Raw genomic sequence first — 13,444 nt, forward strand, 5'->3', positions numbered from 1 at the left:
TACAATAGTTACCTATATTATACAACATTAACGCGGTGTCGTCTTAAACAAAATTAACATAAAATAGGCTGTCGAGACTTTCTCGACAGCCTGAGGAGAAGCCCTCGGCTTCTCCTTTCTTACATTTTAATTCTTTTTTACAAACTCCGATTTTAGCTTCATTGCTCCAAAACCATCAATTTTGCAGTCAATATCGTGATCGCCATCCACCAGACGGATGTTTTTTACTTTGGTGCCAATTTTTAAGACGGATGAGCTTCCCTTCACTTTAAGGTCTTTAATGACAGTTACAGAGTCACCATCCTGTAGGATGTTACCATTCGCATCTTTGACGACCTTTACGTCTTCACTACTTGCTTCTGGCTCGGTAGACCACTCATGAGCGCATTCCGGACAAATGAAAAGACTGCGATCCTCATAAGTGTACTCTGAATTACATTCAGGACAATTTGGTAAATTAGACATGGTATTATGTACTCCATTCATTTTCAAATTCTACTGCTGTGCTAAGCTTCCCTGGATAGACCAAGCTTGCTCCAAGTCTTCCTTGGAGTTCCCTACAAGTATATTGGATAATCCGTCACGATTCCACTCATGGATGAAACTAATCTGAGTATTGTTGCACCTCATATGTAAGCGTTCTGTCTGCTGAAAATGTCCATAGGTGAACATATAACTAAAAACGGATGTTGCCTACGTAGGCAGCATCCGCTTTACGGCACGTTTATTATGCTTGGATTTGCTTGATCAGTTCACTAATTCCTTGGCTAAGCGGTGTAAGGGGGCGTTTCAACAGCTTCTCAAAATCGCTGCTTACGACATCCAAGGCTCCTTCACGAATCGCTTGTTGAATACCAACCACAATAGGGATTGCTCCTTCCGGGACTCCCGCACCGAGCATAACCTCGGCATACGTAGCATCATCCACCTGCTGGACAGGAACGTTTTTGCCCAGAACCTCAGCAAGTACCGCTGCAAACTCTTCTTGGGTAATCGGCTTACCGGAGAGCTCGTATATTGTATTCTCATGTCCTTCACCAGACAAAACAGTTGCAGCTGCTTGCGCATAATCTGCGCGGGTAGCCCAACCTACTTTACCGGACCCTGCCGAGGTTAGCCAAGGAGCACCCGCGAGTACGGATCGGATCGTGCCTGCCTCATTCTCCAGATACCAATTATTACGCAAGAAGGAATAAGGAATACCTGACTCGCGAATGAACTCCTCCGTGATGCGATGTACGGGCGCAAGAAATAGAGTGCTGTCAGCGGCATTGGCAGCGCTAGTATAAGCGATGAAGCCTACTCCAGCACGCACAGCAGCATCAACAGCCGCTTTATGCTGACGAATTCTAGTATCATTATCCCCGTCTGCGGATATAATCAGCAGTCGATCTACTCCAGCAAACGCTTGGTCCAGCGTCTCCGGTTTATCAAAATCACCGTGACGAACGTCAACGCCACGAGACCGTAAGTTCTCTGCTTTTTCTGGATTTCTTACGCTAACAATAAGATCGTTTGCGGAGACAGATGTAAGCAACGTATCTACCACGATGGAACCCAGTTGCCCTGTTGCTCCTGTTAATGCGATTTTCATATGAAATCCTCCATTCAGATTTTATTTACTTTTATATAGTAACTAAAAATATAACACATGTCTAATCTAGAGTCTAAAGGTCTGCTTTGCGGGTAAGAGTGGGTAACCCAAACTTTCCCCTAGAGAAAGGAACATGTATATGAAGAAAGCTATGATCATTGTAAATCCCTCTTCCGGCAAAGAGGAATCCCTCCAACATGTCAGAAACGTAGAAGAAACTCTACGTGATCAAGGATACGTTGTTACGGTTAAAGAGACAGAGAAGGAACTGGACGCCACCCGTTTTTGCGTTAATGCGTGTGAGGAAGCTTGTGACCTAGTCGTTTCCATCGGTGGAGATGGCACACTTCACGAAACCATCAACGGTTTCATGGATCAAGACCACCGTCCAAGACTGGGGATTATCCCCCTTGGGACAGTCAATGATTTTGCCCGTGCCTTGCAAATTCCGCTAAGTCCCGAGCTGGCGATCCGTACACTGACTTCTGCCCGCGTGAAAAACGTAGATATGGGCCTCTTAAACGGCCGAATGTTTGCCAATGTTGTTGCTACAGGTTCGCTTGCTGAATCGCTATCAGCTGTATCGTCAGACGATAAATCCATGTTTGGCACATTTGCCTACTTCAAAGAAGGCATGAAAGAGCTTATCAGCCATCCAGCCCACTCACTTATCGTCCGCTATGATGACAAGACCTGGGAAGGAAAGTCCCCACTCTTTTTGGCCACGTTAACCAATTCAGTTGGCGGATTCGAGAAACTGGCACCCGATGCGACTGTTGACGATGGTCTGCTTCACTGCTTTATTTTTAAAAACCTCAATATATTGAACACCGTGACGGCCAGCATATCCTTATTTTTAGGCAACCTGAAGGATCATAGTGATATCGTTTACTTTACTGCAAAGCATGTAAGTGTCAGCTCCGCAGAACCGGTCAGTACGAATGTAGATGGTGAGGAAGGGCCGTCTTTGCCTATCGAGCTTGGTATTTTACCGCGTCATATCGAGGTAATTGTGCCGGAAGGGGTCTAGGTCATGCGGTGCTGGTCCTCAAGCTTGAGGATCATACTCGCTCAATTTCCCCTCGTAGATCAAATGGAATCGATCACTTTGCCGAAAATCGTCTGGCGTAACAAGAGCGGGCAGTTTGTTCCATATTTTTATGCCGGATCGCTGTAAAATTTCCGCGACGAATTGCGAACAAAAATAAGAATTGCTGAACTCGACTGGTTCTTTGAGTGCAATACCAATCAAACCCAGTAAGTTATACATATATTTTTGACGACTTCGGATAAATACATGTAAAACTCGCTTCATTTTTTCAACTTCACGGTCGGTTACTTGAAGCTGGTAGATAACACATGTTGTATTCGGAAATCTGCTGTATGTACCTGTCTTAATATCCTCTTTCACGAAACCACCATCCAGAGGGTTATTAGGGGTCTTTCTGCCGAAGCTGTATAACTCCGAAAGTTCCCGGTTGAAGGAAATGGAGGCGTGATTGTATGGCGCTCTCGTATAGCTTTTAATGACTCTCGTAAGAAACGTTCCCGTATTCGTAAGCAAGATAAAGACGGATTGATCTGCTACCATTTACGAAATTTCCCCTTATCAAGTTGGAATTATTCCTTCATAATAACATAGGAACCCTAATGGAACCCTATTTCGCGATAAGTTGGTGAGTGGTAATGGACAGTTCGATATTAACGTTAATCCTTATTTTTACAGCCTTATTGGTCATCCATCTGATTTACATAGTAGTAGTCAAAACACAGCCAGACAAAGACTATGCAGGGATTGGGCTTCGCATCAAGACATGGTGGGGTATGTTCTTTATCTTTTGCTTGGCAACTCTTTTCAATCCGATTGTTTCACTGCTTTCCCTGATGGCACTCACCTTTTTTGCGCTAAAAGAATACTTTTCCATGATTAGATCCAGAAAAGCTGATCGCAGATTGTTTCTATGGGCGTACTTGGCGATTCCCGTACAATTTTATTGGATTTATATCGGGTGGTACGGAATGTTTATTGTTTTTATTCCTATCTATGTATTCTTACTGCTACCGCTCCCGCGATTGATCAACAAAGGAACGGTTGGATTTCTGCGCAGTGTCAGCTCGACCCAGTGGGGACTCATGCTGATGGTTTTCGGGTTGAGTCATCTGGCCTATTTTCAGTTTGCTACGCCGCAATACGGAGCGAAACTTGTACTTTTTCTAGTGGTACTGACGCAGCTCAATGATGTCGTACACTATCTAGCATCACTCTATTTCGGAAAACGGAAAATCGTCCCGACATCCAATCCCAATATAACTTGGGAAGGCTTTGCATTCGCTTTTCCCGTAACTATAGCGGCTTCCTATTTCATCTATCCCTATCTGACGCCGTTTGACCTGAAATTTGGAATTATTTTCGGCATGCTGATCAGCTTGAGCGGTTTCTTTGGCAGTTTAACGGTTTCCGTGCTGAAGCGGGATTTATTAATCGGCGATGATGATAAGTTCGATGCTTTGAAAAAAAGCTATTTAAGCCGGGTGGATAGTTTGACCTACACCTCACCCGTCTTTTTCCACGTAATTCGTTATTTTTTTGACTTTATGTAGCGATTACCTCCGCAATACTCCGCTTCTCATCGGTTTCATTTTGGTTAGCCGGGGTAAGTACTACCGTACCGTAAGCAGTCCTTATCCTAGAAAACGATCTTGAGGAGGCGTTAGAAATGGCAGAGCACGATCATGTTGTGAATAAGGAAGGCGAAGTGGCCTTGAACAAGGTAGATGACGTATTAAATCGGATAGACGACAACAAAAAGGATGACATTCTGGGCAGCTTTGATTCATTCAAAAGTTATTTGAGCGACAAGATTGAAATGGCTCAAAATATTGGTTTGAATGAAGAATTGATCGCAAAAGCAGCTGAGAAGATAGCTGGATATCTGGCAGCCAAAGAAGAACCTCGAAACAGCGAGGAGAAGCTCCTCCAGGAGCTGTGGAAAGCGGGGGACAAGGAGCAGCAGCATGCGCTTGCCCATATGCTAGTACGCGTGGCTCAAACCTCGTATGAATAGTGATGATGGAACACAATATCTTGCTATGAAAAGGGCAGCCTATCCTCACCTAAGGATAGGCTGCTTTCGCGTTTACTACCGTTGCAGTGCGTTCCTGATTCTGCGAACCCCTTCACGAATTTCATTTTCCTTTAGATGCCCATAGCCCATGAGCAGCCGGTTCCCTTCAAGCTGTGCCGCAAATACATTTTGACTATGGAGACATTTCGGCAAATCCTCTCGGAACGGGAACTGAAACTCTGCTACCAAATGTAAACCCGCCGATCGGCCACACACCCGATATTGCCCTGTAAAATGCTGCTCAAGGCTATCAATCAGGACTTGACGACGCTTGGCATACACTTTCTTCATCTTATGTACATGTTTATGAAGGAGTCGCTTCCTGATATACCGACTCAACACAATTTGCTCCAGGCTCGCCGTCTGGTAATCCGCCAGTTGCTTTAAACGGATAAAATCAGCGACTCGTGACGAGGGAAGAACAATATAGCCGATCCTCAGCGCGGGGAATAATATTTTGCTAAACGTCCCGACATATAGCACCCGTTCTGGGTCCAGACTCTGCAAGGAGTGGACGGGCACCCCGTCATACCGGAACTCACTGTCATAATCATCTTCGAGCAGAAGACATCCTGTCCGGGCTGCATACTGAATTAGCTCGATCCGCCTTTGGATCGGCAAGATACCCCCCAGCGGGAACTGGTGCGAGGGTGTCAGATATGCCAGTTTGGGGTGTTTCTTTTGCGGCAGATCGGCTGTTATAACTCCCGAATCATCAACAGTCATACTCCGCAGTGTGGCTCCTGTGGCCGCCAGAATGCTTTTTAAATCTTCATTTGTCGGTTCCTCTACCAGGGCTTCATCTCCAGCTGACAGTAACAGACGGGTGACAAGCTGAATCGCTTGTACTGCTCCGCTAGTGATTACAATATGTTCCGGGCTGACTTTCACTCCTCTGGTGTGACTCAAATAGTCGGCTAGCTCCCTGCGTAACTCAGGCTCTCCAGCAGGATCGCCATAACCTAGTGCCAGATCAGGAGCCTCTTTGCATACGCTCTGAAGCAAGTCAGCCCATGATTTGCGCGGAAATAATTCCAATGCAGGAAGGCCTGTCCGGAAGGAAATTACCGACATCTCATTTGAATATGCAGATTCCACTGCAGACGCAGACGCCTCGATAGGCGGTGCGGATACATAACCTGGAAGGACGGCCCCTTCGGCTACATAGGTTCCTGAACCTGAGCGCGCAATGGCTAAGCCTTCGGCTAGCAGCATTTCATAAGCTTCGAGGATAACATTCCGGGAAACGTTCAACTGTAAGGCCAGCACCCGGGTCGAAGGAAGTTTATACCCTGCATTCAGTTCTCCAGCTAAAATACGGTCCCGTATTGCTTGATATACCTGACGCAGCATCGGAACTGTCACATTCTTATCGATAGATAACCACATAGCTACCCCCCAAGCGGTACTGTCGAAAACCTCTTCAACTGGATCTACAAGTGCCCAGTTTCTATTGCTACAGTATATATCAATATCTGTACAAGAGGTGAGATAAAATGAACAAACCAACCTTTTCGACTTACATGGAATTAGTGATCGCCACTTCCATTGTCGGCAGTTCTGTGGTAGTCGGCAAACTGGTCGTGATGCAGCTGCCTGTTTTTTTATCGCAATCTGCCAGTCTGGCTGTTGCCCTTCTGTTCTTGGTACCCATTGTATTCATCAAAAAGTATTCATTAAGGATCAGCAAACGGGATGCCTTAATCCTGTTCATTCAAGCACTGGTCGGCATGTTTCTCTTCCGTGTCCTAATGCTGTACGGGCTGGCCTACGCCTCTGCTTCCGAAAGCGGAATTTTAACTAGCTTAACCCCAGCTATTGTTGTACTTCTTTCGTATGTGCTGCTGAGAGAAAAGATTACGCTCCGCCCCGGACTAGGGATTGCCTGTTCACTGCTCGGTGTTTTGGCACTACAAGTACCTCACATATCGGCGCTCTGGTTCAATGCTCCTAACGCAACCTCGTTCATTGGCCTGCTGCTTGTTCTGTCTGCTGTGTTCGGAGAAGCGGCACTGACAGTGTTACGCAAGATGCTATCCAGCCATGTCTCTTCCCTGCTTGGAACCATGTATATAACACTCTTTTCATTCCTCATGTTCCTGGCTTGTTCCTTTGTGGAGGCCCAACAGTTCAACTTTAACCACGTTGGTGTAGGGGAGATTGGGCTAGTCTTATATTATGGTATCTTTGTCACCGCATTAGGCTACGTATTATGGTTTAGGGGTGTATCAAGAGTACCGGCTAGTACAGCAGCTGTATACACGGGTTGTATTCCCGTCAGCACACTGCTGCTGTCCTATATCATCCTCCGTGAATCCTTCTCATTTGCTCATCTGGCTGGTGCAGGCTTTGTATTTCTCGGCATCATACTTATATCACGCGGTGAACGCCGCTGACTCACGCAAAGACCTTCTCAAAAAAAAGGCTCCCGGCTGAAACTTCGGGAGCCTCTTTTCTTTATTTTAGGTTCTTATCGCATTGAATTAATGCACCTGATCCAGCAATTGATATGCTTCTTCCTTCGTAGTAACTGCCAGAAGCGCCTCTCTGAAATGATCGTCCATCAGCTTACGCGATAACATTTGCAGCACTTTCAGATGCGCATTTTCCTTGCTGTTGCGCGGTACGGCAATCATAAAGATCAGTTTTGCTTCACTTCCGTCTGCACTATTCCAGTCAACACCGCCTTGCTTGATGCCAAAGACCACGCTTGGCTTCAGGACAGCTTCCGATTTGCCATGAGGAATGGCAATATTCATTCCAATGCCTGTGGAGCCTTCTTCCTCTCTGGCTAATATCGCCTGTTTGAAATCACTGGCAGAGCTTACGGCTCCAGTTCTCTCAAGTGCTCCGATCATTTCATCAACCACAGCATCTCGTGTCGTTCCTTCCAGATCCAAATTAATCAGATCCATCGTTACAATATCCGTCAGTTTCTCAATGTGCATGGCTTGCGAAGACACTGCTGGCCCGTTATTTGTGACAGTTGTTGATGCAGATGACTCCGCCGCAGCAGTCGTTGTAGTAATCGCAGATTGCCCAGCTCCTGCGGTAGAATGTCCAGGCATCGCTTCCCCAGCAGCATCCGGAGTTACAGTTGCTGCAATATCTTTTTTCAGCAAGCTCACCAGGACAACCGATACGGCTACGCCGACAATAACGGCAATGAAGAACATAAGCACATGGTCCACTGCACCAAGTACAGCTACAATCGGTCCACCGTGAGCTACCTTATCACCTACATTTCCCAACATGGCGATGACAGAACCGACCATGGACCCTACCATAATACTGGGAATAACACGCAGTGGATCTTGCGCCGCGAATGGAATCGCACCTTCGGTAATCCCGAACAACCCCATCGTGAATGTTGCCTTCCCGGCCTCGCGTTCCGCAGGTGCAAATTTACGTTTGTTGATCATCGCTGCAAGTCCCATCCCAATCGGCGGAATACAAATCGCAACGGCGATTGGCCCCATAATTTCATAATTCCCTTCGCCGATCATGGCCGAACCGAATAAGAAAGCAACTTTGTTCACAGGGCCGCCCATATCAAAGGAGATCATCGCACCTAGAATCAATGCTAGTAGAATTGAACTTGTACCTTGCATACCTGCAAGCCAGCCCGTTAAAGCTTCAAACAATTGTGCGACTGGAGCACCAATCACAAAGACAAAGATTAATCCAACAATTAACGATGCCAATACAGGGATAATAATAATAGGCATGATCGGCTGTAACGCTCGCCCAACCTTCATTTTCCGAATACCCAGTGCAACATAACCCGCCAGAAAACCAGCGATAATCCCGCCGATAAATCCGGCCCCCGCCTCACTTCCATAAAAACTGCCGTTCGCAGCAATGAATCCGCCAACCATACCCGGTGCAAGCCCCGGTCTATCCGCAATACTCATTGCGATAAATCCGGCGAGGATCGGTATCATAAAGGTAAACGAAGCTGAGCCGATATCCTGAACCGTCTTCCAAAATGAACCGTCCGGTATAACCAGACCGCCTGGTGTCTTCTCACCGCCAATCGTCAACGCAATGGCAATGAGCAATCCCCCAATGACGATGAAGGGTACCATATAGGACACACCGTTCATCAAGTGTCGGTAGATGGGATTTTGTTTCGGTTTGTTCTCCTGTGAGCTACCTTCGGCAGTACGTGACTCTGCTTGGTGCACAGGTACATTCCCCTTCATCACCCGCTGGATCATTTCTTCTGGACGGCGAATGCCATCCTGTACGCCAACGACCAGCAGTTTCTTACCGACGAAGCGGTCTTTAACCACCGTTTTATCCGCTGCAATAATAATGCCATCTGCCTCACGGATATCCTGCTCGGTCAGTTGATTTTCGACTCCAATGGAGCCTTGCGTCTCGACCTTCATTTCGATGCCCAGCTTTGCTGCTGCCTTTTGCAGATTCTCAGCTGCCATATACGTATGTGCAATTCCGTTAGGACATGAGGTAATCGCTAATATCTTCATAGTCATTCCCCTTCTCTCTGTTGTTTCCGCTTACATTGATAGTATAAACGCCTATCTTGCTGTTATCGGACGAACTTTTTACCGGAACTTTCGGAAAAACGGAATTATACCGACAAAAAGCAGGACTTATCTATAAGTCCTGCTCCAGAGTACAGCTTTTGATTTTAGTTTATCCCTTCATTCTCCCTAATAATCTCATCGCATCAGTCTCCTTAGATAAAGCATGAACCAAAGCAGGCTGCTCACTGATCAGGGACAATTCCTTGAATAACTGGCGCATCTCTTCCCGCCCATCCTGTTTAACCGCAAGCAAGAACACAAGCTCTACTTTCTCGGTCCCCCAGGTAAGCGGCTGCTTCAAGGTAGCGATTACAATAGAGGACTGCCTTATCCATTCAGAACCGCCATGCGGGATAGCTATGCCTCCCCCAATCGTCGTAGCCGACATTTTTTCTCGCGCCAGTACGCTGTCCACATAACCGGGCTCCACATATCCTTTGTCCTCCAGTATTTGCGCCAGCTTGGAGATCAATTGTTCCGGATGCTGCACTTCCTGCTGGGGAAAGACCAAAAAAGGTGTTGTATATTTAAAAAATACAGATTCGTCTGCCGCCCTATGTTCCGGCTCATCCAGTCGTCGGATCACTTGCTCCAGTCGACGTTCGTCCTTGGCATCCAGCAAGGGAGAGACGAGAATGTGCGGAATGTTTATCTCTGGGAGATCTACAGTGGTAATGACGAGATCCACCTCCTGAGCTGCCAGATAGTCCTGGACTTCCGCTTTGGAAAGGGTTGTCTCCACATGTACAGCCGGAAATTTACGTTCCACCTTGGTGCGCAGCAGTTGGGACATACCAATGCCCATGTGACACACGATGATGGCTCTCTGGGGATGACTCTCTTTCTGGTGCAATCGCTCCACAGAAGCCTGAAAATGCAGCGTTAAATACGCCGCTTCCTCCTCGGGGAAGGATAACCGGATCCATTTCCCCACCTCTTCCAGCGTAATAATAACTCGGTCGAACATGTAGGGGTACATCTTCTTGATCTCGGCCAGCATAGGATTGGACACGGTCAACCCATATTGAAGACGGTTCAGGGTCGTATATAAATGGACATTCAATCCTTTCAGCAACATCTTGTCCTTGGAAAAGGCAATCATATTCAGCTCGGACATCCGCCGGACTAACTGCTCAATCAACTCAGGCAAAAGCGGGTGGCTATCTGCCAGCTCACCTTGTTTTCCTGTTCTTTCCTCCTGCTGGTAACGGAACTTCCCGCTAAGCAGGTGCAGAGTTAAATACGCTGTCTCTTCCTTGGAAAAAGGCACGGCAAACAACTTTTGCAACTGCTGCAAAAAAGACATAGCCCATGTAAATTCGCGTCTCTCCTGCAAAAAGGCAATGTCCTGCTTGGAGAGGGAAATGGGTTGTCCCATCTTGGTTCGTTTGACCATTAAGAGGATATGCAGCATTAGAGCTTCGAAAGCTTCGTCAGTAAAGCTGAGCTCATTGCGTTTTTGCAATGCTTTTAATTCATGATTTATGGTTGTAATCTCGTGCGATTCAAACTGTTTGCGCATCAACTGTCCTGTTAACTCAGGACTGTCAATCAGCTGGTTCATCCGCGCCAAAGCGATGCGCTTATTTTTCTCAGAGCCTAGGATGGTCAAGCCTACGCGCTGCTTGGTAATTAAGGCCAGATCAAAGCTGTGTAGCCAGCCATCAATCTTCTCCATATCTCTACGAATTACCGTCTTGTTCACATAATACTGTGAAGCTAGATCCTGGATGGTCACAGGCTTGGCATTCATCAAGAGCCGATAGGCGAGATGCAGTACCCTTTCCTCATCCGACTCATGTTGGGCCGTACTCTCGTCCGCATACAGTCGATGGAACAATTCATTCTGATCCGCTTCACCCATCTCCAGATAAATGCCGCGTCCCGGCCTTCTCACCAGATTGGCATCAGAATGCTTGACGATATAATCTTCAATTACTTTCAGATCGTTGCGGATCGTCTTTTCAGAGCAGTCGGTCAGATCCGCCAGATCCTGCGCTAACCACAACCGGTCCGGTTCAGTTAACAACATGCGTAAAATTTCCATTTGCCTTTTATTCATTCCATTCTCCCATCTTCCAAGTTAAAGAATGTCCAGGGCATTTCGAGCTATATTTTTGCTGGTTTTGTGTTGACTTTAAGTATACTCCAAGTAGTACATTTAAAGCATGGTGGCCGCCAAATTCAAGAATAATGAAAAGAGGAATCACTCATGACCATTGGAAAAACAGTTCTTATTACTGGGGCCAACAAAGGCATCGGGTATGAAACAGCCAGACAATTGGGGGGTATGGGTTATACAATCCTGATTGGCTCACGGAATGAGCAGAGCGGCCGGGAAGCGGTGGCTAAGTTGGCTAATGAGGGAGTAAAAGCCCGATTGATTTTGTTAGACGTGACGAATCACAGTACGATTGATTCCGCAGTCCAACAGATCAAACAAGAATTCGGTTCCCTTGATGTACTCATCAACAATGCCGGTATATCTTTGGGAGGAGCCACTCCTCCAAGTCAGTTCTCTTTAGACGATTTAAGAGAAACGTATGCAACGAACTTTTTCGGTTTGGTCGCGGTGACGCAAGCCATGCTGCCTTTATTGCAAGAATCTCCATGCGGTAGAATCGTTAATTTATCGAGTGGCCTTGGTTCGTTAACCTATAATAGCGATCCTGAGCATGAGCATGCACAATTTAATTTGCTTGCCTACAATAGCAGCAAAGCAGCGGTTAATATGTTCACCGTCACCCTTGCCAAAGAATTCAAAGACTCACCTCTCAAAATTAATTCGGCTGATCCTGGCTTTACCGCCACTGACTTAAATGGCTTTACAGGACCGGGTTCGGTACAACAAGCTGCTGCTGTCGTTGTTCGTTTAGCCACTTTAAATAATGACGGGCCGTCAGGAGGGTTTTTCGACGCGAATGGAGAAGTTCCTTGGTAATCGTTACAATTAAGGAGTGGGATACTTTGCAGGAAATTCCGGAGACCATAACCTCTATTAGTCAAGCTGCAGAACTAACAGGTTTAACAGAGGATACCATACGCTACTATGAGCGAATTGGCTTGCTGCCCTATGCAGAACGAAGGGCTAACGGACACAGGTTCTACAGTAGAGATCAGGTTCTGGGGATTATCTTTTTAACCCGATTAAAAGCCACTGGAATGACCATAGAGGAAATGAAGCATTATCGAGAACTTTCGATGCAAGGCAACAGCACCATTCCGATTAGACACTCCTTACTTGAAAAACATAATCAGAAGATTCAACAAGAAATCTCCAGACTGATGGAGACCCAAAAAATTATTGAATATAAGCTCAGCCATTATCGCGACCTCTCTACCAATCCTGATCTTAGCGACACGAATTGTAACCCTACAACCCCCAGCACCAATCCCCTTTTTTAGGGGGTTTTTTATTGCTTTATCCAAAAAGAAGGTCGATCATGTTGTACAATGATCAACCTTCTTCCTACCCATGCTCCCCCGCTTGATTCACCTCATCTATCATTTCTGAGAACGATTGATATACTCTGATTTGACCAATGCGCACATGTAAAGATCATCATATTTCCCGGACGTAAATTCATATTGGGAGAGGAGCCCTTCCTGCCGAAAGCCTGCTTTTTCGAGCAAACGCAAGGATTGTGCATTCTCTGGCTCTACTAGCGCCTGAATGCGGTTCAATGAGAGGGTATTAAACCCATAGTCGATTACAGCTGCAAGTACCTCCAACATTAACCCTTGGCCCCAATAGTCTCTGGACAATTCATAGCCCATTTCTGCCCGGTGATGACGTTGGTCCCAGTTATGAAACCCGCAAGAACCGATGATTTTACCTTCATTCGTTTGAAGAGCCCAGCGTATTCCCTGATCTGTCTCAAAAATCCGATCATACCAACTGATCTCATCCAGTACATCCTGTTCAGACTCAAACGGGCTCAGTCCATAAAACTTCATAACCTGCTCATCTGAAAAGTATTCCAACATGTCCTTGCTGTCCGTCGCTACCATTTTTCGTAATACGAGACGTTCGGTCGTTATAACCGGGAACTCACCTTTCACATTCTCACCTCTTGCTGCCTTGTTCGCTTCTGCCAGCTCTTCTTGCATACCCATACCTCCCGAGTCTATCGTTACTTTCTTCTTCCAATTATAGAGTAAATGAGAGGAAG

The 13,444-nt window shown here is 46.4% G+C and carries 13 protein-coding genes; 6 read left to right on the forward strand and 7 right to left on the reverse strand.

Annotation, left to right across the window (positions count from 1 at the left end; genetic code table 11):
* Window positions 1-126 precede the first annotated feature (126 nt).
* Together JOD82_RS24090 and JOD82_RS24095 are read right to left on the reverse strand one after the other, a co-directional pair.
* On the reverse strand, window positions 127-465 hold the full coding sequence (locus tag JOD82_RS24090) for a zinc ribbon domain-containing protein YjdM (RefSeq protein WP_069012300.1): 339 nt from the start codon (window positions 463-465) through the stop codon (window positions 127-129).
* 262 nt (window positions 466-727) lie between these two features.
* A complete protein-coding gene (locus tag JOD82_RS24095) occupies window positions 728-1,594 on the reverse strand; it encodes an SDR family oxidoreductase (RefSeq protein WP_209950083.1) in 867 nt (288 codons plus the stop codon).
* Window positions 1,595-1,733: 139 nt separating this feature from the next.
* Between JOD82_RS24095 and JOD82_RS24100 the strand changes: the two genes are divergently transcribed.
* The gene (locus JOD82_RS24100; protein ID WP_209950084.1) at window positions 1,734-2,624 is read left to right on the forward strand and encodes a diacylglycerol/lipid kinase family protein; all 891 of its coding nucleotides are present in this window, start codon (window positions 1,734-1,736) and stop codon (window positions 2,622-2,624) included.
* Between the two features lie 18 nt (window positions 2,625-2,642).
* On the opposite strand, the gene JOD82_RS24105 is transcribed toward JOD82_RS24100, so the two are convergent.
* Entirely contained in the window at window positions 2,643-3,185 is a 543-nt protein-coding gene (locus JOD82_RS24105; protein ID WP_039271982.1) for a hypothetical protein, read from the reverse strand.
* Between the two features lie 95 nt (window positions 3,186-3,280).
* On the opposite strand from JOD82_RS24105, the gene JOD82_RS24110 reads away from it, so the two are divergent.
* Together JOD82_RS24110 and JOD82_RS24115 are read left to right on the forward strand one after the other, a co-directional pair.
* Window positions 3,281-4,195: a phosphatidate cytidylyltransferase gene (locus tag JOD82_RS24110; protein WP_165145549.1), complete on the forward strand. Its 915-nt coding sequence runs from the start codon at window positions 3,281-3,283 to the stop codon at window positions 4,193-4,195.
* 116 nt (window positions 4,196-4,311) lie between these two features.
* Window positions 4,312-4,659 carry a DUF3243 domain-containing protein gene (locus tag JOD82_RS24115; RefSeq protein ID WP_209950085.1) on the forward strand — a complete coding sequence of 116 codons (348 nt, stop codon included), beginning with the start codon at window positions 4,312-4,314 and terminating at the stop codon, window positions 4,657-4,659.
* A 75-nt stretch (window positions 4,660-4,734) separates the two neighbouring features.
* On the opposite strand, the gene pdxR is transcribed toward JOD82_RS24115, so the two are convergent.
* A complete protein-coding gene (gene pdxR / locus JOD82_RS24120) occupies window positions 4,735-6,108 on the reverse strand; it encodes a MocR-like pyridoxine biosynthesis transcription factor PdxR (protein ID WP_209950086.1) in 1,374 nt (457 codons plus the stop codon).
* Window positions 6,109-6,215: 107 nt separating this feature from the next.
* On the opposite strand from pdxR, the gene JOD82_RS24125 reads away from it, so the two are divergent.
* The gene (locus JOD82_RS24125) at window positions 6,216-7,115 is read left to right on the forward strand and encodes a DMT family transporter (protein ID WP_069012306.1); all 900 of its coding nucleotides are present in this window, start codon (window positions 6,216-6,218) and stop codon (window positions 7,113-7,115) included.
* Between the two features lie 87 nt (window positions 7,116-7,202).
* Here the strand turns inward: JOD82_RS24125 and JOD82_RS24130 are convergent, their stop codons facing one another.
* Together JOD82_RS24130 and JOD82_RS24135 are read right to left on the reverse strand one after the other, a co-directional pair.
* The gene (locus tag JOD82_RS24130; protein WP_209950087.1) at window positions 7,203-9,212 is read right to left on the reverse strand and encodes a PTS fructose transporter subunit IIABC; all 2,010 of its coding nucleotides are present in this window, start codon (window positions 9,210-9,212) and stop codon (window positions 7,203-7,205) included.
* Between the two features lie 169 nt (window positions 9,213-9,381).
* Window positions 9,382-11,334: a BglG family transcription antiterminator gene (locus JOD82_RS24135; RefSeq protein WP_209950088.1), complete on the reverse strand. Its 1,953-nt coding sequence runs from the start codon at window positions 11,332-11,334 to the stop codon at window positions 9,382-9,384.
* Between the two features lie 150 nt (window positions 11,335-11,484).
* Here JOD82_RS24135 and JOD82_RS24140 point away from each other — a divergent pair, with 150 nt between their 5' ends.
* Together JOD82_RS24140 and JOD82_RS24145 are read left to right on the forward strand one after the other, a co-directional pair.
* Window positions 11,485-12,213 carry an SDR family oxidoreductase gene (locus JOD82_RS24140; RefSeq protein ID WP_209950089.1) on the forward strand — a complete coding sequence of 243 codons (729 nt, stop codon included), beginning with the start codon at window positions 11,485-11,487 and terminating at the stop codon, window positions 12,211-12,213.
* The gene (locus tag JOD82_RS24145) at window positions 12,207-12,677 is read left to right on the forward strand and encodes a MerR family transcriptional regulator (RefSeq protein ID WP_245249130.1); all 471 of its coding nucleotides are present in this window, start codon (window positions 12,207-12,209) and stop codon (window positions 12,675-12,677) included. Before JOD82_RS24140 ends, JOD82_RS24145 begins: the two co-directional genes overlap by 7 nt.
* Window positions 12,678-12,776: 99 nt before the next feature.
* Here JOD82_RS24145 and JOD82_RS24150 read toward each other — a convergent pair whose 3' ends face one another.
* Window positions 12,777-13,334: a GNAT family N-acetyltransferase gene (locus tag JOD82_RS24150; RefSeq protein ID WP_039272193.1), complete on the reverse strand. Its 558-nt coding sequence runs from the start codon at window positions 13,332-13,334 to the stop codon at window positions 12,777-12,779.
* Window positions 13,335-13,444 lie beyond the last annotated feature (110 nt).

The sequence above is a fragment of the Paenibacillus sp. 1182 genome, assembly GCF_017833915.1.
GTDB classification, from domain to species: Bacteria; Bacillota; Bacilli; order Paenibacillales; family Paenibacillaceae; genus Paenibacillus; species Paenibacillus polymyxa_D.

Bases quoted from the DNA above. Each gene is read 5' to 3' on its own strand.
- JOD82_RS24140 (WP_209950089.1), top strand. From the start codon at position 11,485: ATGACCATTGGAAAAACAGTTCTTATTACTGGGGCCAACAAAGGCATC.
- JOD82_RS24115 (WP_209950085.1), top strand. From the start codon at position 4,312: ATGGCAGAGCACGATCATGTTGTGAATAAGGAAGGCGAAGTGGCCTTG.
- JOD82_RS24130 (WP_209950087.1), bottom strand. From the start codon at position 9,212: ATGAAGATATTAGCGATTACCTCATGTCCTAACGGAATTGCACATACG.
- JOD82_RS24105 (WP_039271982.1), bottom strand. From the start codon at position 3,185: ATGGTAGCAGATCAATCCGTCTTTATCTTGCTTACGAATACGGGAACG.
- pdxR (WP_209950086.1), bottom strand. From the start codon at position 6,108: ATGTGGTTATCTATCGATAAGAATGTGACAGTTCCGATGCTGCGTCAG.
- JOD82_RS24125 (WP_069012306.1), top strand. From the start codon at position 6,216: ATGAACAAACCAACCTTTTCGACTTACATGGAATTAGTGATCGCCACT.
- JOD82_RS24100 (WP_209950084.1), top strand. From the start codon at position 1,734: ATGAAGAAAGCTATGATCATTGTAAATCCCTCTTCCGGCAAAGAGGAA.
- JOD82_RS24110 (WP_165145549.1), top strand. From the start codon at position 3,281: ATGGACAGTTCGATATTAACGTTAATCCTTATTTTTACAGCCTTATTG.
- JOD82_RS24095 (WP_209950083.1), bottom strand. From the start codon at position 1,594: ATGAAAATCGCATTAACAGGAGCAACAGGGCAACTGGGTTCCATCGTG.
- JOD82_RS24135 (WP_209950088.1), bottom strand. From the start codon at position 11,334: ATGAATAAAAGGCAAATGGAAATTTTACGCATGTTGTTAACTGAACCG.
- JOD82_RS24090 (WP_069012300.1), bottom strand. From the start codon at position 465: ATGTCTAATTTACCAAATTGTCCTGAATGTAATTCAGAGTACACTTAT.